The organism is Chitinophaga niabensis (genome assembly GCF_039545795.1).
Classification (GTDB): Bacteria; Bacteroidota; Bacteroidia; order Chitinophagales; family Chitinophagaceae; genus Chitinophaga; species Chitinophaga niabensis_B.
On the sequence record NZ_CP154260.1, the window covers coordinates 1695620 to 1718951 of the forward strand.

Annotated in this window: 2 protein-coding genes; both read left to right on the plus strand. The window is 49.3% G+C overall.

Translation table 11 applies throughout. The annotated features are described in order from the left end of the window. The first annotated feature begins 138 nt into the window (after nucleotides 1-138). Nucleotides 139-1704 (plus strand): discoidin domain-containing protein, encoded by a 1566-nt coding sequence (locus tag AAHN97_RS07015; RefSeq protein ID WP_343306849.1) that lies wholly within the window; start codon nucleotides 139-141, stop codon nucleotides 1702-1704. Between the two features lie 463 nt (nucleotides 1705-2167). Continuing rightward, complete coding sequence (locus AAHN97_RS07020; protein WP_343306850.1) at nucleotides 2168-23296, plus strand: Calx-beta domain-containing protein; 21129 nt, start codon at nucleotides 2168-2170, stop codon at nucleotides 23294-23296. The last annotated feature ends 36 nt before the right edge of the window (nucleotides 23297-23332 follow it).

Genomic DNA, 23332 nt, shown 5'->3' on the forward strand with positions numbered 1-23332 from the left:
AATAAGCGGTATTTTGCAGCCTCAGAATAAAAACGTTGATTTAATTATTGAAAACCGAAATCGAGCGCACAGTTTGTATGATATAAGTAGCCCCGGCTACTCTCGTTTTGTTAATCAATTCATCATTAAAACCCGAGTATGAAAAAGCACAACCAGCATCTAATGCTCTCAGGAATGTTATGTCTATCCGGCATTTTTGGAGCTTGCAGGCGGGAGATCACGCCTGCAGACACAGCAGCACCCCGTACAGACACGTTTATGACCGCACCCAGCAGCAACGCTTACAATGTAAATGTGATCTATTTCGTTCCCTCCGATGGGGATACCATCGTTAATTACCGCGCAAGGCTGAATGGCGTATTGCGGCACGGACAGGCCTTCTATAACAAATGGATGAGTTACCATGGATTTGGTGACCGCACCTTTGGTCTTACAAGCGATAGTTCCGGCCGGGTAAAAGTGATTGTAGTAAGGGGCAACCTTACCAAAGATCAATACCCTTATGAAGGCGGAGGCAATAAAGTGATCACGGAAATGAATACCTGGTTTGCCGCACATCCTACGGAGAAAAGCAGTGAACACACTTTGGTAATTATGCCCGCCAGTACCTATGCGCCGGACGGAGATCCAGGTGGTGTACCTTTTTATGGCCTTGGCCGCTGGTGTTTTGCGCTGGATTATGCAGAAATGGATACCAGTTACCTGGGGCAGAATAGCACCCTCGGTAACAGGGCCACCAAATGGATCGGTGGCCTGATGCATGAACTCGGGCATGGTATTAACCTGCCGCACAATAAAGAAAAAGTATCTGAGGGCGCTAACCCTGCCATGGGTACAGCACTTATGGGGAGTGGTAACTATACCTATGGTAAAACAGCTACCTTCCTCACTAAAGCCAGCGCAGCCATCCTCAATAACTGCCAGGTATTCCGCGCTGCCACGGCAACAGACATCTATGGCGGCGGCAGTGCTACCATCAACACGCTCAAGGCCAGCTACAGCAGTGGTAACATCAACCTGAAAGTAAAATACACTGCTACAAAAACAGTGAACAACATAATTATCTATCACGACAGAGAAGATGGTGCAGATTATGATGCTGTAGCATGGACGGCGGTACCAGCAGGGGACAGCATACAGCTCAGTATGCCAATCAGCGAGATCCAGAATAAAACAAATAATTACAAACTGCGCATCCGTTTCCTGTTCACCAATGGTTCCAGCGCAGAGAAATCGTATTCCTATTCTTACAGCGGAGGATTGCCTGTATTGGATATAGATACAAAAGATGAACTCAGCAAAACCGGCTGGACCATCAATTACGTGAATAGCCAGGAGAATGACGGCCCTGCCGCTAATCTGCTCGATAATAATCCTTCCACAGTATGGCACACACAATGGAAGAGCACACAGCCCGCACATCCGCATACAGTGATTGTGGATATGCAGTCTTCCAAAAACATAGCAGGTCTTTCATTCCTGCAAAGGGAAAACCTGAATGGCTCTTTAAAGGATATCACCATACACACAAGTGCTGATAACATCACTTACACTTCCCAGGGTTCGCACACCCTGCAGAACGTTAATACCATACAGTATAAGACATTTGCATCGGCGGTTAGCTGCCGGTATATCAAGATCGTAACGGCTTCGAATTACTCCGGCTCTCATTATGCAGTGCTGGCGGAGTTGGGGGCTTTTTAATCTAAGTGAAAAGAGCACCGGGAACAGTGCTCTTTTCATTTTAAAACAGGTTATGGTAATTAAGCACACTTGCTGGATGTAGAATAACTACTACAAGTATTTCGGAATAGTTTGACAACAAGATATTGCCTGCTTTCCTTCCTTTGCATAAGACAGTAATTTCGAGAACTATTATCTGAGGTTAACCAATCCGTATTTTTTATTTTAACCAGGTCCATATGAATAATTTTACACTCCTTCCGCTACATGGAGATTTTGTAGCATTTACTCTATCACCATTTAATAATTTTTTTTCAGCACAACATTGTAGCTTTTACAGCTGTTATGATCTTTGCGTCTAACCGAGAATGTGATTAATTATACCTTATTGTATTAAAACAGGTCCTGTAAGAAACCCTGTTTCCGGCTGCTGATGATAATAGCAGGCCGGGCGGAATCTCTTTACCCAAGATAACTATATACCATGTCCTTGAACACTATCCTGAACCGGAGCCCCAGGTTTGTCAGCAAACGTTGCAAACGCTTATTCCTATTACTGCTTGGCATTATTATGGCCGGCACTTCCTTTGCAAATAATTTCCCGGTAACCAATACGAATGATGCCGGGCCTGGTTCGCTAAGGCAGGCTATCCTGGATGCAAACGCTGCAGGCTCCGGGCCACACGCTGTGGTGTTCAATGTGCATGGACAGATCACTATTTTAACTTCTTTGCCTACCATTACGGCAAAAAAACTGACCATAGACGGACAGAACAGGATCACCATCAATTCTACGGGTGGCAACGGAATAGTCAATCCCTTTGTGATTAATGCGGATAGTGTAACTGTCCGCAATTTCACGTTAACCAATAACGGGGACCGTGATTTTGATATACTTGCCAATACTACAGGCGTTACCATAGAAAATATAGTGGCATACAGTACGGTGGGTAATTTCCTGAATAATGTGGTATATGTGACAGGTGCATCCACAAACCTGACGATCAGGAATATTACATCTTCAGATATGGAACCATGCAGTGGAGCTGCGAACGGAAGGGCTTTTAACTTTACAGGAGGAGTGCAGACCAACCTTGTAATGGATAATATAAACATCCGGTCTGCCAACAATGCAAGAGGTTGCGAGGCGATTGTTTTCCGTGATGCATCTGTAAATGGCTGGACTTTAACTAATAGTAATATCAGCGGTGTTGTTCACGCTATAGTACTGGATAATACCGGTGGCGCCGTAGAAACAGCCAATAATGTTTTACTGAGGAACATATCTGTAGACTCTTTATACGGTGGTGGCTCTTTAGGTTTTTATTCAGATTTTGTCAATACCAACATCCAGATCAAAAGCACAGAGATTGATATGGATGCGGTTAATACTGATAACGATGGAGATTATGCCATCAGGTTCGATAATACCACTAATGATATTACGCTGGATTCCATTAATATAAATGAGGATGATCTTTTCTTCATCTGGTTCAATGGTGCAGCCAGCAATATTACGATCGATCATACAACGCTGGAGAACAGGATCCCTGGTATCTATGCGGGTACGATGATACGTTTTGAAAGTACGGTTAACACGCTCAATATCAGTAATACAGTGCTGAATGGTGATAAACCGGGCACAACCGATGATTCTGACTATGGCATCTCATTTGCCGGGGCAGCTACGAACGTGATGCTGGACCATCTCACCTTCAACGAATTTGACGGAGATGGTGTTTCTGTAAACGCGTCCGCAACCGGCTTCACCCTGCAGAATGCTGCATTCACCAACAACGTTGATGGTATTGAGTTTGCCGGCGACTTTGCGCGCAATAATGTAGATATCATAAATTCTTCTTTCAGGAATAATACAAGATCAGGCATTTTAGTGAATGGAGCGAACGCGGTTACTGATGTGGACCTGGCAGGAGATACCCTGGTGAATAATACCAGTCATGCTGTTTGGTTTTACGGAGGCGCTGGTATTACAGATGCACAGGTTAGCGGTTGCGTGATCTATAATAATGGCGGTGCAGGTATTAATAACGATGCGCCCAACAAGGTACTCATTACCAATAACTCCATTTATAATAATACCGGTTTTGGAATTGCCAATCCCACGGGCAACTGTGCTTATACTGCCGCCGCCGGGCGCACCCCGGTGCTGGTGTCCTCAGCATCGTTGGGAGGAGGGCAGTACCAGTTGCAGATAACGATCCCTAATATAACGGCTGGTGCACAATACACCGTAGACATTTATGCCAACGATCCCGCTACGAACAAAACGAGCGGGCAATATTTTGTTACGTCCTTAACAGGACTGAGTGCAGGCACATCTACTCAAACGATCACCTATAACGCCGGACCGGGCATTACCGGGCTTGGTTCCTGGACGGCTACGCTGCGCATACCTGCCAATAACTGTGGTACTTCTGAATTCGGGAACAGCATACCTATGAGTATAGTGGGCCCTGCTTGTGTGAACAGTGCAGTTGTTGCGTGGTACCGGGCGGATCAGGCGGTGAATGGCATAAACTGGGGTGATATTTCCGGCCACGCCAATCACATGACGGTCGTGGGTGACCCGGATGGGACTACCCACCTCGTAAACTTCAACCCCGCTATTTATTACGATGGCAACGATGCGCACCGTGTACCTGCCAGCGCTGCAGAGAACAGCGCATATACCTTAATGGGTATGGCTGAGTTGGAAGGTACCCAGAACGGTCGTGTGTTTACCAGCTCTACCGGCAATAAGTTATTTGGCTGGCATGCTAACATGGAGAACCGGCTTTTCGTGGAAGCCTGGTTAAATACCGGTAATGCGGTCACTGCCAGGAGCAAATTGTATTCCTATGAAAGAACCAATACCGGGGCTTATGAGTTCCGTGGAAACGGCGCTGCATTGAAAACCGGCGCCACTTCGGATGCAGGCGTATGGACCCTGGATGTGGGCGGTGCTTTTAACGGTGAGTTTTCGAAGGTACTGGTACCGGAAGTATTTATCTTCGGCCGCGACCTTACACCGCTGGAAATGCAGCGGGTAGAATCCTACATGGCGCTGAAATATGGCATCACCCTCAATAACGGCGCAACAGATTACCTGGCCAGCGATGGCACAACATTAATGTGGACAGCCGCATCTAATACCGGCTATGGCAAACGCATCACAGGTATAGGTCGGGATGACTGTGCGCAGGTTTTCCAGAAACAATCGCTGAGCCAGGATACAGGTATCGTAACGATTGCACTGGGAAATACAATCGCCGTTTCCAACGCCGCGAATGCCAATTCATTCACAACAGATAAGACCTTTTTGGTTTTTAGCGATAATGACGGTACCACCAATTATTTCACAGCAGTAACCGGAACAAACGTAACCCATCGCATGGGCCGCGTCTGGAAGGTACAGAAAAGCGCCGCCTGGGATAATAATCAGCAGGTAACACTGAAACTGGAAGGCGGAACGGAAAATAATTACCTGCTGATCAGCACGGATGGTGCTTTTGGCACGCTTACACGTGAACTACGCTTAACAGGTGCAGGCACTGTAACGCTTTCCAGCGCTGACCTTACAGACGGCGCCTATTTCACTTTTGGCCAGGAGCAAAAAGCTCCGGGCGGTGTGGCCACTAACCTGCAATCATGGGTGAAGGCTGATGCCGGTGTAAATGTTGCGGGTGGTAAAGCTACCAAATGGACGGACCAGGCAGCCGTGCAAAGAGAATGGCTGCCAGCCAACACCATTCCCCTCTCCTGGGAAAAGGGTGCTATTAACTATAATCCAGGTGTTAATTTCCTTAACGATAACTGGTTCCAAGTAAACAAATTCACGGAGGGGCTAACGCAGGGAGAAATATTCTCCGTGCAGTTTTCCAACCTGGCATCTACTTCAACGATAGCCAGCTTCCCGTTTGAATTTGGAGGAGATCCTACCACGCTTGCACTTACCTATTATCATTTAAATAACGCAAACCATTACACGCACTTTGGTACGGACACCCGGCGGAACTTTCCTTTGGGCACGCTCAATATGCAGCTCCCCCACCTGTTAAATAACTGGAGTGCGCCAGGAAACTGGGCGCTCAACTTTGACGGGAAAACAGTAGGCAGCAGTGCTGCGTTTGCTGTTAGTTTTTCGCGGGGAGGAGCCTTTAATACGGCCATTGGCGCAGGACATAGTTCTATTTTCCATGGCCGCATTTCAGAAGTGATCTTTTATGACAGGCGGCTCAATGATAACGAGCGCCTGCAGGTGAACAGTTACCTGGCCCTGAAATATGGATTAACACTGAAGACTGCTGCAGGTGCCCTGAGTGACTACCTGACCAGCAATGGCAGCACTACCATGTGGACTGCTTCCAAAAACGCCGGTTATGGGGAACGTATCACCGGTATTGGAAGAGATGAGAACGGTTCTTTGTTCCAGAAGCAAAGCCGCTCACAATTGGATGGCGCCAATGTACACCTTGCTATAGGTAATGTGCTGGCCGCTTCCAATGGAGAAAACAGCAACACCATAGCTAATGATCTTTCTTTCTTCACGTTTAGCGATAACGGGCAGGCAGCTGCTTTTAACACCCCGGTTACAGGTCTGGGTGCTGTTACCCTGCGCATGCCACGCATTTATAAAATTGACAGAACAAACTGGGCTAAGAGTAATATAACCCTGAAACTGGAGGGAGGAAACATCACGAACTACCTGCTTGTGAGTAATGATGCCACCTTTGGAACAGGAGATGTGACTTATGCACTGGATGTGGCAGGACAGGTAACGCTGGACAGCGACCTCTTGCCGGATGGCACGTATTTTACTTTTGGAAATACACAACGTGGCCCGGCAGGCATAGCGTCTGGCCTGGAAGTATGGGCCCGTGCAGATTCCGGCATTGTAGGCACAGCCGCAAATGTAACAGGATGGACGGATCAGGCCCCCTCAGGCCGTTTATGGGCAAAGGTGAATGCTACTGCGCTTCCTTTGAATGCCGCGCGAATCAATTTCAACCCGGCCCTCAGCTTTGGCGCTGCTACCTACTTCTCGTTGCCAGAGTTTGCGAATACTTTTACGGCAGGTGAAGTGTTTTCAGTTCAGTTGTCCAATCTGGATAATACTGCTGCCGTTTCACATTATCCTTTTGAGTTTGGAGGTACTTATGCCGGCGCTCAGGCTGTATACACCTGGAGCAACAACAATCATTATTCCTATTTTGGCTCTAATACTGCGAAGAGGAATTTTGCTTACCCGGCTACAGTAAATGTACGTAACCCGCATCTGCTGAATACCTGGAGTGCGGCCAACGACTGGGCTGCAGGTATTGACGGTAGTATGCTTGCAACTGCCAACGTTAATGCTGTGAGTTTCCTCTCACCTGCAGGCGGTAAGGATTATCTCGGGGCAGGTCATAACAGCGTTTTTAACGGGGATATATCTGAAATAATACTTTACTCCAGGAAGCTGAGCAGTCTTGAACGCCAGCAGGTAAACTCCTATATGGCCCTTAAATATGGCCTTACACTTGGTATTGGCACGCCTGTGGACTACCTGGCCAGCAATGGCAGCACTAAAATGTGGGATGCTGCAGTTAACGGCGCCTATGCCAAACATATCACCGGCATTGGCCGTGACGACAGAGGCATGTTGTATCAGAAACAATCGCTGAGTGCGGATACCGGTATTGTTACCATAGCTGCAGGCACAACTGTTGCCGCTACCAACAAAGCTAATACAACTACTATTACCAACGATCTTTCCTTCCTCACCTTCGGCGATGATGGCGGGGCTACTACATATCTTACCCCGGTTACGGGTATTACGGGCATTAGCAACCGTATGGCCCGCATTTTTAAAGCACAGAAAACTAACTGGACAGATCAGGATGTTACGTTTAAATTATCTGGCGGCAATGCGCAAACCTATCTGCTGGTGAGCGCTGACGCAACCTTTGGCGCAGGTGATGCTACTTATGCATTGAATGCAGACGGCGCCGTTACTGTTAATAGCAGTTTAGTGGCTAATGGTTCCTACTTTACTTTTGCCAGGATGATAAAAGGACCGAATGGAGTAAGCGATGGTGTTACATTCTGGTTACGTGCTGATGACGGCATTTCTAATGGCAGCCAGTGGAATGACTTTAGTAACTTCGGCAATAACGCATTACAAAGTGTGGTGAGCAGCCAGCCAATCACGGATGCGCGTGGCCTGAACTTCAACTATAGCTTTGTATTAGATGGCACGGACGACTTTTTGGATATTACTACAGCCCGCGTAGACCCTTCTACTTCTACTCTTTTTGCCGTTGCCAGCGGCTCGGGATATAATACACCGAGAGAGCTGATAGGCAGTGGCGCGGTAGGTGGTTCCCAGGGAATGGAATTCCGGCTGGATGTGGGCAGGATGACTTACCTGGAAAATGCAGCACAGGTTTTAGGTGCAACTGGCCTTAAAACTCACCTGCCTGGCAGACCCTATGTTTTTAGTGTTACTCAGACAAATGCAACCAATGGAATCCGCCTGTTTCAAAACTATGCTTTTGATAACCAGGGCACCTCGGCTTTAGCCCCAACTACCACCAATCTTGTTTCCATAGGCTCCCGTACTACTGCCGGCAGGGGACTCTTCTGGCAGGGTAACATCGGTGAAGCGATTGTTTATAACCGCGTATTGTCTGATGCAGAACGCCAGTCAGTAGAATCATACCTGTCCCTCAAATACGGTATTACGATGAACGCCGGAGCCACGAATTATCTGGCTACGGACGGTTCTCCTTACTGGACGGCAGACGCTACTTATAAAAACCGCGTTACAGGTATCGGCCGTGATGATGCAACCAGCCTGAACACCAAACAATCCCTGAGCGTAGATACAGGGTTTGTTACATTGGCGCTTGGCAGCAGTATAGCGCTCACCAATGAATTGAACACCAATACTATTACCAACGACAAATCATTCTTTGTATTTGCGGATAACGGACTGTCTGCCACATCTTATTCAGCTACAGTAAGCGGTACCAATGTTACCCGCCGCCTGACCCGTATATGGAAAGTGGATAAAACCAATTGGACGGATCAGCTTATTACCCTGAAAGCAAATGCCACAGGTACTTCTGTATCCCTGCTTATTAGTACGGACCCTACTTTTGCTACTATTGACCAGGAACTTCCCTTGAATACAGATAAGTCAGTAACACTGAACAGCAGCCTGATGCCAGATGGTGTTTACTTTACTTTTGGCGCCCCTGTTAAATATCCGGGTGGTGTAAGCAGCGGTACACTGATATGGTTGCGTGCCGATATAGCAACTTCAGCCACTGCAGACAATACACCAATAAGCAGCTGGAACGATTATAGCCCCAACATGAATAACCTGGTGCAGGCTACACCAGCCAGTCAACCATTGTATTTGAATAACGCAGGCAGCAATATGAACTTTAACCCTGTGGTGAGGTTTAATGGCGCTCCTCATTCTATGACAGGTGCCTCGTTCCTGAAAACAGGCTCTTATACCGCTGCTAACGCCTTCTTTGCAGCCAGTCAGACCACTCCTGTTAACACCGTTATTTTTACGGAACAAGCGGGTACAGGCACACAGTTTACGCTGCATGCCACCTGGGGCGATAATGTTGTTTACTGGGATGCTCCTTATATCAGTAACCGTCTCACTTACAACGCAGGAAATATTAATAACCAGGTTATTCTCTGGACTGCAACCAACGATATTAGCCTTGCTGCCGGCAAGCAGGCCATTTACAGGAATGGCTTAAGTGTGGCCACCGGTAATAATACCAGTACATTTACCGGTAACAATGCTATTTTCCAGTTGGGTGCCAATGCCGCATCCTACAATGGCCGTATGGGCGACCTGATCGTTTATGCCAATGCGCTTACGTTAAATGAGCAGCAGCGTGTGAATACCTACATGGCCATTAAGTACGGCATTACGCTTAACAACGGAGCTACGGATTACCTGGCTACCGATGGCAGCACAGTATGGAGCGCAACAGCCAACAGTGCTTACAAGAATAACATTGCCGGCATAGGTCGCGATGATGCGGAAGACCTGTTGCAAAAACAGAGCCGCAGCATAAATACAGGTACGCAGATAGCCATAGGGTTAGGTAATCTGGCTGAAACAAATACTCTGAATACCAACACTTTTGCAGCTGATAAAACTTACATGGTGTGGAGTGATGATGGTGCTTCCCCGCTCTTTAAAACTCCGCTCACAGGCCATGCAGTAGCGAACTACCGCATGACAAGGATCTGGAAAGTACAGGAAAGCGGCACCGTAGGTAATGTACAAATTGCAGTGCCATTTGATGCGTTACCCAATGCAAAAGAAACTTACCTGATCATCAGCAACGATGCTACCCTGGATGGAACAGATCAGTTCCTCCAATTAACCGAAACCACCCTGAATGGAGTAAAACACTACGCTGCCACTGTTGACCTCGTTAACGGGCAGTTCTTCAGCTTTGGATCTTCTATAAAAGCTCCTGGCGGCGTAGTGGGCACTTCACTTTGGTTGCGGGCCGATGAAGGTACATCCGGCACAACAGATAATACTGCTCTCAATGGCTGGACGGATTATGCTTCCGACCTGAATAATGCAGTACAGACTACACCGGCTAATCAGCCGCTGTATGCGAATAATTTAACCGATAATGTCAACTTTAACCCAGTTGTAAAATTCAATGGTACAGGCCATCGCATGATACTCGATGGCACCAGGCTGCCCCTGGGCACCAGTGCAAGAACTGTCTTTGCAATGACTGCCAACGCCACAATCGCTAACCGCGGCGTGATCAGCTGGGGTAGCCATGTTGCAGCCTCTGTTGGCACCCGTTATAGTATGGAAATTGGCGGCGGCCAGCGTTCTGTAGAGGTTTCCAATGGTCGGTACGGTAATACAGGAGGCAATACCACGCTTCCGGGCATTACAATGTTTAGTAACGCTGCCGGCACCACGCCGTCTGCGACGCAGATAAGGATCAATGGCACCGCAGCAGCAAATGCATTTATAGCGGTAGGTAATCCTGCGATTAACACAACCTCCGAAGCAGTAGCCTACTTAGGCGATAATACAGTTAATAGTGGCGTTCTGCCTTTCAGCGGCTCGTTAGGTGAAACCATTGTGTATGGCAATACACTTACTCCAGTTGAACAGCAAAGGGTGGAAAGTTACCTGGCCATCAAATACGGCCTTACGCTGAACAACGGCACTACAGACTACCTTGCTACTGACGGCACCACCAAAGTATGGGATGCAGCAGCCAATGCAACCCATAAAAATAACATTGCCGGTATTGGGCGTGATGATGTGGAAGGGCTTGCACAAAAACAATCCCGCAGCATCAATAGTGGCTTCCAGCCTATCATCAGCCTGGTTAGCCTTGCAGCGGACAACCTGAGCAATACCAACAACTTTACGGCCGACAAGTCTTACCTGGTTTGGGGTGATGATGGGGCCAGCACGGCTTTCACCACTACCGTTACAGGGAAACCTGGTATTACTGCGCGCATGGCCAGGATATGGAAAGTGCAGGAGACCGGAACGGTAGGGGATGTGCAGGTTGCCATTCCGGCAACAGACATACCGGTGAACGTTTCATCGGCTAACATTGTTATCAGCAGCGATGCTGCCATAGATGCAGCTGATCAATATATCCCGCTTTCACAGACCACTATAAATGGTACAAATTATTACACTGCTTCCATTGATCTGACCAGCGGCCAGTATTTCACTATTGCCGCATTAGTAACAGCACCGGGTGGTGTTCTGGGTGATGTATTGTGGGTGAAAGCCAATGCCGGTTTACAGGTAGATGGCAGCAACCAGGTACAGGAATGGATCGATCAAAGTGGTAGCGGCCTTGTTACTACCCAGCTACGCGCTGCGCATCCTGCCCATACTGATGCCATCGCTACTTCGGCAGATATCGTTCGTGTGCCTGTTGGCATCAACTTCAACCCGACCCTTGATTTCAGCGGGGCATTAGGTAAATCCCTTAAAGGAAATGCTACTACCAACTGGAACACATCAGCCGACCTGTCTATATTTTCTGTGAATACGCCTGAGAGTGTTGTTCCAAACACCCTTGCAGGTATTTTCGCCAGCAACGGTAACTGGTTAGCAGCAGGTGGATCCGGCAGGGGGCTAGTGTATACGACCACCAGCAATTTTGGTCTTGACGGTAACGGATGCATTTTAGCGCAATCCACCCCTCCTTATGCGGGGCCGATCATCGCCAGGGGTGTTTATGTAAACGCTGCCAATTCACTCAACGGAAGCACCTGGCTGAACGGTAAGCGAAGCGTCTTCCTCGGCACCGACTGTATACCGGAAGCAGACGGTTCTTTCTTTGAACTGGGCGGCCGTACTACAGCTGACAATACATTTGACAACCGGATCTTCAATGGTAAGATCCCGGAAGTGATCGTATACAAATCCGCTCTCACACCTGCGCAGGCACAGAAGGTAGAGTCATACCTCGGTGTTAAATATGGTGTCACGCTGGACCAGGCTACAGCACAGGATTACCTGGCCACCAACGGTTCGGTGATCTGGAACGCTACGGCCAACAACACGTATAAGAACAACATTTTTGGTATCGGCCGTGACGATGCGGAAGCGCTTGTGCAGAAACAATCACGCAGTGTACACACCGGCTCTATCCTCACTGCCGGCCTTCGTTCCATTGCTGCCAGCAATGAAGACAATGTCAATACTTTCGGTGCGGATATAAGTTATCTCTTATTCGGCAGCAACAGTGCAGCACTCACTGTTATGAGTACAGATCTTCCCAAAGCCAGCTGTATCAGCGAACGCCTGACACAGGAATGGAAAGCTCAGCTCACTAACTATGATATCAGCACCCAGCCGCTGCGCCTGCAGTTCGACCTGGCCGGCATTACCGTAACAGGTACTGCTGCCGCTGATTTTATCCTGCTGGTAGACCAGGATGGCGATGGTAATTTTGCGACTGGTACAGTGACTCAGATCCCTGCAACTGATTTCAACGCAGGTGTTGTAGGCTTTGACGGCGTTACCGCACTGACCAACGGCGTGGTGTTCACCCTGGCCACCAGCCATCCGCAACGTACCGCGGGCCTGGTAGCAGACAATACCTCCAAAACAGTTTTATCCACTTGTATTGAAAACGGCTGGTTATATTTCATAGATCCAGCTGACATAAATAAATATATTGCAGCTATTGACCTGAACGGTAATAACCTGGATGTCAGCCAGCTGAACGCGGTAATAGATGTGAGCAGGAACATGACCACCGCACTGGGCAAAAACAGTGGTACCGATTATGGTACGCAAATGATGCGCAGGCTGGTACAAATCACATATGGAGGTGCGGACCTTACCGCCAATGCAGGCGTAACCCTGCGCCTCTTCTGGAACCCGGCAGAACGCACTAATGCTGAAACAACTTTATCTGCCACCCGTGGTGTAACCGGCGCACAAAAATGGGCCTGGTTTAAACATGCCGGCGATATCACCGCCACACTGGCTGACCTCGCACCTGAAGGATTAAGCAATATCACAGAGTTGACACCAACAGCTACCGGCCAGGTAGATGGTGTAGATTATGTTGAGTTCAGCGGCATACAGAACTTCTCCACCTTTGGTGGTGTAACCACCGCTAACCAGGTACTGAGTATCCAAAAAACGCAGGACGGTACAGAAGGTACACAGGATGGTTCTTTCAGTATCAGCATGCCGGCTAGCGTTATGGCCGCAGAGGACATTACGGTGAACTACACTGTAACCGGCACTGCCGTGAACGGTACAGATTACACCAGCTTTACGGGTACTGTTATCTTCCCTACAGGCAGCAATAGTATAACCCTGCCCGTTACTGTTACTGATGACAATGTGATAGAGCTGGCAGAGAACGTGATCGTTACGCTGAACACTGCTACCGGAAATACCAGCAGCAGCAGCTATACGATCAGTAATACACTGGGCAATGCTACTGTGGTGATTGAAGATAACGACAGAACTGATCCAGCGAAGATGGTTGTGGCAGTGGCCAACAGCAGCGACGCCATTGAAGCAGGTGCTAACGGCGCCTTCACTATCAGCCTGCCTTTAAATGTCACTTCCTCTGAAGATGTTACTGTGAACTATACCATTGCCGGTACGGCCACGCCTGGTACAGACCATGGAGTGCTGAGCGGGTCTGTAGTGATCCCTGCCGGCCAGAACAGTGTGGCAGTGCCAGTTGCAGCGATTGATGATGCGCTGATGGAAAATACGGAAACAGTGATACTCACCGTATCCGGTGGAACTTCCACCAGCTTTAACTTCACGCCAAGCCTTACCAATGGTAACGCTACAGTGAACATTACGGATGATGAAAATACACCTGCCAACCGTGTACTGAGCATCGTTAAAAATGCTGACGCCTCAGAGCCTGCCATCAACGGCATTTTCAATGTCAGCCTGCCTGCGGGTATCCTTCCTTCAGAAGATATTACTGTCAGCTACACGATTGCAGGTACAGCTGTTAACGGTACCGATTATACTACATTCAGCGGCACCTTAACATTGCCTGCAGGCCAAAACAACATTGACCTGCCATTGGCCGTTACCAATGACCAGATCATTGAGAATACAGAAACGGTGCTCTTAGCTGTTACAGGTGGCGTCTCTACTAACTTTACCTTCACCGCCAGCACTACCACCGGAAGTGCGGAGGCAAACATCACAGATGATGATAACACTACAGCCAATCGTGTGCTTAGTGTGGTGAAAACAACGGATGCGGTAGAAGCGGGTGCCAATGGTGCATTCACCATCAGCCTGCCTGCCGGTATTTCTGCATCTGAAGATATCACCGTTCAATATACTACCGGCGGCACAGCCACCAGTGGAGCCGATTACACAGCACTGAGCGGTACAGTAGTAATACCGGCCGGCCAGAACAGTGTGCAGGTTCCTGTTGCAGCGCTCGATGATGCATTTATGGAAAATATTGAAACAGTGGTGTTGACAGTTACGGGCGGCGCTTCTACCAGCTTTACATTCTCTGCCGCGGCAGTGGGTGGAAATGCTACAGTGAACATCACCGATGATGAGAATACACCGGCTAACAAAACCCTAAGCGTAACTAACACCGGCAATGCGACAGAAGACAATACGAATGGTTCCTTCAGCATCAGCCTGCCGGGTGGTGTATTACCTACAGAAGACATCACCGTTACTTATGTGATCAGCGGTACGGCTACCGGTGGTGGCGTGGATTATGCTAACCTTACCGGAACGGTAGTGATACCAGCCGGGCAAAACAGTGTGTCTGTTCCTGTAACGGTGAGCCCTGATCAAATAATTGAAGGTGATGAAACAGTGATCCTGACCATTGGCAGCGGTACTTCTGCTAACTTCAGCTATACTGCCAGCGCTACTAATGGTAATGCCACGGTGACTATTGCTGATGATGATAATATCGCAGCCAACCAGGTATTAACCGTTACCAAAACTGCCGACGCGGCAGAGCCGGGTACGGTTGGCGCGTTTAATATCCACCTGCCTGCAGGCATCTTTGCCAGCAGGGATATTACGGTAACCTATTCAATTGGTGCAGGCACAGCCACACCTGGAACAGACTACCAGGCTATTACAGGCACTAAAGTGATCCCTGCCGGCCAGAATGGTGTATCCGTTCCTGTAACCGTAATAGATAACACGGTCATAGAACCGGTTGAAACCGTGATCCTGAATATCACCGGTGGTAATGATGCACAGTTTACCTATACCGTAGCCGGAGGTGGCGGAAGCGCAACTGTGGACATTGCGGATAATGATTTTGCGGGTAACAGTAACGTGGTGTTGATCACCAAAGTATCCGATGCGATAGAAGGTGGTACGAATGGCCAGTACAGGATAGCCCTGCAACCTGGTGTAACCAGTTCAGAGGATGTGGTGGTCACGTTCACACTTGCAGGATCTGCAGATAACCTGGATTACAGCCTGCTCGGTCTCTCCGGCGGTAATATCGTGATCCCCGCAGGTGCTAACGAAGTGTTCATTGATGTGGATGCGGGTAATGATGGCTCTACTGAAGGCCCTGAAGATGTGATAATGAATCTTACCAATGCTTCTTCCTCCAGTTATCCGTTCACCATTGACGCTACCAATGGAGGTGCAACAGTGGCTATTATAGATGCCAATCCACCCAGCAGCACAAGATTACAGGTGATAGCCGGCAGTAACGCGTCTGAACCAGGTAACAATGGCCAGTTCACAGTGCGGCTGGAAAGTGGTGCCACATCAGCCTACCCTGTTACAATAGGGTACAGCGTGTCCGGCACCTCCACATCAGGAGTGGATTATGAGAGCTTTGGCACTATCACCATCCCTGCCAATACTAATGACGTTGATGTAGACCTGATTGTGAAAGATGACCTGATCATAGAGCCTACCGAAACAATGGTCTTCACGATCCTGCAGGGTAACGCTATAGGGGGCGGCAATGCCTTCGTCTTCATGCCGGACCCTGCCAGTCAAACACTCTCTGTGGATATAGGAGATAATGATGCGGGCATCCCGGCCAATCGTGTATTGAAAGTGGTGAAAACTACAGATGCCGCAGAGCCAGGAACGCAGGGTACTTACACCGTAAGCCTGCCCACGGATGTTACCTCCAGCAGCGATATCACGCTCACCTACACGATGACGGGTACGGCCACGGCTAGCGGTCCCGGAACGGATTATACCGTTACCACGGTAACACTGCCTGCTTACAGCAACAGCGTCACGATCCCGTTAGCGGTAATAGACGATAAGATCATTGAAAACATTGAAACTGCGATACTGACGCTGACCAGCGGCGTTGACGGGAATGGATTTAACTATACAGTAGACCCTACCGGTACTACCGCCACTATGGATATTGCAGACGATGATAACACTACGGATAATAAAGTGTTGCTGGTGACCAATACTGCAAATGGTGTGGAAGGCGGTGCTAATGGCGCTTTCAGGGTAACCCTGCCGGCAGGTATTACTGCTTCTGAAAACATCACTGTAAACTATACGATTACAGGAAGCGCCATCAATGGTACGGATTACACGAACCTGGGTGGAACGGTAGTGATACCGGCTGGGCAGAACGGTGCGGATGTGGATGTATTGGTAACAAACGATGCTATCATTGAGAATACAGAAACGGTGTTACTCACCATTACCAGCGGAGCTTCTACCAACTTTAATTTCACACCAAGTGCCGGCAATGATAACGCTACGGTAAATATTACGGACAATGATAACACGCCGGCTAACAACGTAGTGGCCATTGCTGCGGATGCTGATGGTAGCGAAAGCCCCCTTGCCGATGCAACCTTCAGGGTGTATCTGGCTACCGGTGTTTCGGCTGCTGAACCCATCACCGTTAATTATACAATTGGTGGTGCAGCGACAAATGGCCTGGATTATACGACCTTAAGCGGTAGCGTAGTAATTCCTGCCGGTGCTACGGAGGTGTTCGTAAACGCTGCTCCAATAAACGACCAGATCATTGAAGGTACAGAAAGTGTAGTGCTTACCCTCACGGGAGCCACCTCCAACAGTTTTGCTTTCACTGTGAGCCCAACGACGGCTACCAGGAATATTGCAGATGATGATAATACTACTACTAACCAGGTGCTCAGTGTCACTAAAACGACCGATGCATCAGAACCATTTACTAATGGTGCCTTCACGGTGAGCCTGCCACCGAATATCACTTCTGCATTACCAATAACGGTTAATTATACAATTGGCGGGACGGCTGTATCCGGAACGGATTATACGGCCCTGGGCACGGTAGTGATCCCGGCTGGTCAGAACAGCGTGCAGGTACCGGTGCCAGTGATAAACGACCAGATCATTGAGAATACAGAAACAGTGATCATGACAATCACCGGCGGTACTGCTACAGGTTTTGCTTATACAGCCAGTGCTACAAATGGATCTGCTACTGTAAATATTACGGATGATGACAATACGCCGGATAATCTTAAAATAAGGGTAGTGTCAGTGCGCGATGTAGCCGAAGGCGGTGGCAGCACTATCAGGTTTAATTTCTTATTGCCTGCGGGAGTTACCACTTCTGAGAACGTAACAATAAATTATACGATAGGTGGCACTGCGATCTTAGGCACGGATTATAACCGCCTTACACCGGTACATTTTACCGGAACAGTGCTCATGGGGCCGGGAACAGGGAGTGCTTTCACAGGTGCTACTGTGGTAGATGACCAGATCATAGAGGGGATAGAAACAGTGATAATTACAGTTGCCGGCGGATCTTCCACCAGTTTCACCTTTACGCCCGATCCTGTTGCCCCCAGCGCTACAGCTAACATAGCCGATAATGACGACATCGCGGCCAACCGGGTGCTCAGCGTTGTAAATACAACGGATGCCCAGGAAACCGCCACCAATGGTGCATTTACGATCAGCCTGCCTGCAGGCGTAACAGTTCCTGAAGACATTACGGTGAACTATACGATCGGCGGTACGGCAACAGGCGGTTCAGACTACACCGCAATGACCGGTTCGGTAATCATCCCGGCAAACTCAAACAGCGTGCAGGTACCTGTTCCGATCATCGATGATCAGATCATAGAGATCACTGAAACGGTGGTGCTTACAATCACGAACGGAACAACCAGCAACCTGGCTTTCACGGCCAGTCCTGCCAATGGTAGCGCAACCGTGAATGTACTGGATAACGATAATGTTGCCGCCAACCTGGTGGTAAGCGTTGCGAATTTTGCCAATGCGGCTGAGCCGAATACTCCCGGCGCCTTCACTGTAACCCTGCCTGCTACATACACTGCATCGCAGGATATCCTGGTGAACTATACCATAAGCGGTACAGCCACAGGTGGTAGTGATTACACAGCCCTGGGCGGCTCTGTGGTAATACCAGCCGGCCAGACCAGCGTACAGGTGCCGGTGGCGGTTATAAATGACCAGATCATAGAAGGTAATGAAACCGTGATACTGACGGTTACAGGTGCATCTTCTTCCAGCTTTACGCTTACTCCTCATCCTACCAACGCAAACGCAACGGTGATCATCGGGGATGATGACAATACACCGGCTAACCTTATATTGAATGTAAGTAACACTGGTGATGCAACGGAACCAGGAACAAACGGCAGCTTCAGCATTGCGCTGCCTTCCGGGTTCACTTCCACCGAAGCTATCACCGTGAATTACACAATCAGCGGCACAGCTACAATTGGAACAGACTATACGGCGCTCAGCAATACGGCTGTGATACCGGCTGGCCAGAACAGTGTTGCTGTACCGGTACCGGTATTGAATGATTCGGAACTGGAAATCACGGAAACAGTAATACTCACGCTTAGCAGCGGTGCTTCTACCAGCTTCACTTTCACCGCAAATGCAAATGCTACGGTAAATATTATCGATGATGAAAACACACCGGCCAACCGCACACTGAGTATTGTAAAAACAACGGATGGCGCAGAACCGGCTACTCATGGCAGCTTCACGGTGAGCCTTCCAACAGGCATCACCATACCGGAGGACGTTACGGTGAATTATACCATCAGCGGCACAGCTGCCGGCGGTACAGACTATACTACGCTCAGCGGATCCGTAGTGATCCCCGCGGGTCAAAATGGTATAGCCATACCAGTTACTGTAACGGATGACCAGGTAATTGAACAAACAGAAACAGTCATAGCTACGCTTACAGGGGGTACTTCTGCTAACTTCACCTTCACGGCCAATGGCACCAATGGTGCCGCCACGGTAGACATAACGGATGATGAAAATACCCCTGCCAACCTGGTACTGAATGTTACGAATGCCACAGATGGTGCAGAACCGGCTACCAACGGCAGCTTTAACATCAGCCTGCCTGCAGGTATTCTCCCATCTGAAGATATCACGGTGAGTTACACGATCAGTGGTACAGCTGCCAGCGGTGATGACTATACTGCCCTTACCGGCAGTGCGGTTATCCTGGCAGGCCAGAACAGTGTAGCCGTGCAGGTACCTGTGAAAGATGACCAGGTGATTGAGAACACCGAAACCGTGATCATGACCCTTACGGGCGGTACATCTACCAGCTTTACATTTGCTGGTACCGGTAATGCTACTGTGAATATTACAGACAATGACAACACGCCGGCTAACCTGGCACTCACTGCCACTAAAACAGCGGATGGTGCAGAACCATCTACCAATGGCGAGTTTACGATCAGCCTGCCTGCGGGTATTACCTCAGCAGAAGATATCACGGTGAACTATACGGTGGCAGGCACAGCCACGGGTGCAGATTACACCGCCCTCAGCGGCAGTGTTATTATCCCGGCAGGCCAGAACAGTGTAACCATCCCAGTTATAGTAACTGGCGATGCGCTGATTGAACCTACAGAAACCGTGATCCTGACGCTGAACGGTGGCACATCCACCAGCTTCACTTTCACCGGTACCGGTAGCGCCACTGTGAATATCACAGATGATACGGACCCTGCCAAACTGGTACTGAGCGTAGCTCAAACAGCGGACGGTGCAGAACCTTCCACTCCTGGCGCCTTTACGATCAGCCTGCCAGCAGGTGTTCTTCCATCTGAAGACATCACGGTGACTTATACCATCGGTGGTACAGCGACAGGCACAGACTACACAGCCCTGAGCGGCACGGTGATCATCCCGGCAGGCCAGAACAGTGTAAACGTACCAGTAATCGTAACAGATGACCAGGTAATAGAGAACACTGAAACAGTGATCCTGACATTAGCGGGCGGAACATCTACCAGCTTTACTTATACAGGGGCAGGTAATGCCACGGTGAACATCACGGACGATGAAGCCGCTACTCCGGCCAGTCTTGTGGTGAGCATATCCAAGGGTGCTGATGCATCAGAACCGGCTACGAATGGCAGCTTTAATATCAGCCTCCCTGGTGGTATCACTTCATCAGAAGATATCACGGTGAACTACACGATAGCCGGCACCGCAACAGCAGATGCAGATTATACCGCCCTCACCGGCAGTGTGATCCTCCCCGCAGGCCAGAACAGCGTGCTTCTGCCGGTAGCCGTAAAAGACGACCGGATCATAGAAAATACAGAAACAGTGATAGCCACCCTCACCGGTGCAACAGCTACCAGCTTTACTTTCACAGTCGCTGGTAATGCCGTGGTGAATATCACAGACGATGAAGCCACTACACCTGCAAGCCTGGCGCTGAGTGTGACCAAAGGCGGTGATGCATCAGAACCAAGCACCAACGGCAGCTTTAACATCAGCTTACCAACAGGTATAACTTCATCCGAAGATATCACGGTGAGCTACACAATAACAGGCACGGCAACCGCAGGTACAGACTATACCGCTCTTACCGGCACAGTCATCCTCCCTGCAGGACAGAACAGCGTGCCTGTACCGGTGGCCGTAACAGATGACCGCATCATAGAAAACACAGAAACCGTGATCATGACGCTTGCCGGCGGAAATTCTACCAGCTTTGTTTTCACAGCAACAGGTAACGCTGTGGTGAATATCACGGATGAAGAAGCCACAACACCAGCCAGCCTCATGCTGACTGTTACCAAAGGCGGCGATGCATCAGAACCTTCCACTAACGGCAGCTTCAACATCAGTTTACCGGCAAATATTACTTCGTCGGAAGATATTACGGTGAACTACACTATTGCAGGTACTGCTACTGCAGGTGCGGACTACGCTGCCCTCACCGGCACAGTTATCCTCCCTGCCGGCCAGAACAGCGTGTCCCTGCCGGTTGCCGTAATGGGCGACCAGGTTATTGAACCAACGGAAACAGTGATCCTGACCTTAGCCGGCGGCAACTCCACCAGCTTTACATTCACGGGTACCGGTAATGCTACGGTGAATATCACCGATGAAATGAACCCGGGTAACCTGGTGCTGAGCATAGCAAGGGCAGCAAACGGTGCGGAACCGGGAACCAATGGCAGCTTTGATATCAGCCTGCCTGGCGGGGTAACAGCAACGGAAGCGATCACCGTAACTTATACTTTAAGCGGTACAGCAACAGCCAATGCAGATTACACTACCGGTACGGTTGTGATCCCAGCAGGCAGCAATGGTGTAAGTATGCCGGTAACAGTTAACAACGACCAGGTGATAGAAGGAACAGAAACGGTGATCGTGACACTCACCGGTGGTACCAGTACCAGCTTTACCTTCACAGCCAGCGCTACCAATGGCAATGCAACGATAGATATTACAGATGATGATAACACAGCGGCTAACCAGGTATTACATGTGGCGAAAGGCAGTGATGCATCAGAACCTGGCACCAACGGCTCCTTTACGGTAAGCCTGCCGGCAGGTTTCACTTCATCCAGGGATATCACGGCCAATTATATCATCAGTGGTACAGCTGCCAGCGGTGCAGATTATACCGCACTCACGGGTACTGTGATCATCACTGCAGGCAATAACAGTGTATCTGTTCCGGTGCCGGTACTAAATGACGATCTCATTGAAGGAGTTGAAACAGTGATAGCCACTATCACAGGTGGCAGCGCAAGCGGCCTCAGCTTTACGCCCGGCAGCAGTAATGTGGCCACCGTGAACATCAGCGATGACGATAATACCAATCTGCTCCTGGAGGTAATAACCAGCAGGGATGCAGCAGAGCCGGCCACCAACGGTGAATTCACGATCAGGCTGGCAAGCGGCAAACGCACTGCAGATCCTATCACGGTTCAATACATGATCAGTGGTTCCGCAACACTGGATGCGGATTACAGGGCCATCACCGGCACTATCACCATCCCGGCCGGCGCCAGCAGTGTAACGGTACCGGTAACTGTTCAGGATGATAACGATCAGGAAAACGCAGAAACTGTTGTGTTCATCGTTACGGGCGGCACCTCTGCCAGCTACACTTACACGCCGGGCACAGCGGCGCAGGCAACAGTGACCATCACCGATAATGAATCAGGTGATCTGCTCGTCACCAAAGAAGTGGTAACACCTGCAACAGGTCCATACCGGATGGGTCAGGACATTACCTACCGCATCACCGTGATCAATAAAGGTACTATAGCGGTGAGCGGGGTAAGAGCGGAAGACCGTCTGCCTGTACAGCTGGACCTGCCAACGAGCATTTCCGCTGAAAGAGGTCAGGCAACGGTAATACCTGCCAGCAAGCTGGTAGAGTGGAACATCGGAGACCTGTTACCTGGCGCCAGGGTACAAATGACACTGACAACCCGCATAATAGAAGGTGGCCAGCTCATCAACGAAGCCAGTGCATACAGTTCATCAATGCCGGATCTGGATTCTGCCGATAACAAGGCATTGGCTGCTATCAGTGTGGCAGGAGAGGACTTCAACTTCCCGAATGTGTTCACCCCGAACGGAGACGGTAAGAATGAGAAGTTCGTGATCGGCGGTCTCGAAAAATATCCCGGATCTGTTATCTACATCTACAACCGCTGGGGCGGCATGGTGTACCAGTCTAAGGATTACCGCAACAACTGGGATGGTTCCAACCTGAATGAAGGCACGTATTACTATATCCTCGAAGTGAAAAAACCGGATGGCATTAAGAAGTATAAAGGCTGGGTAACGATACTGAGATAATAGCAGCTGCGGACCAGGGTGCTGCAATAAAAGCAG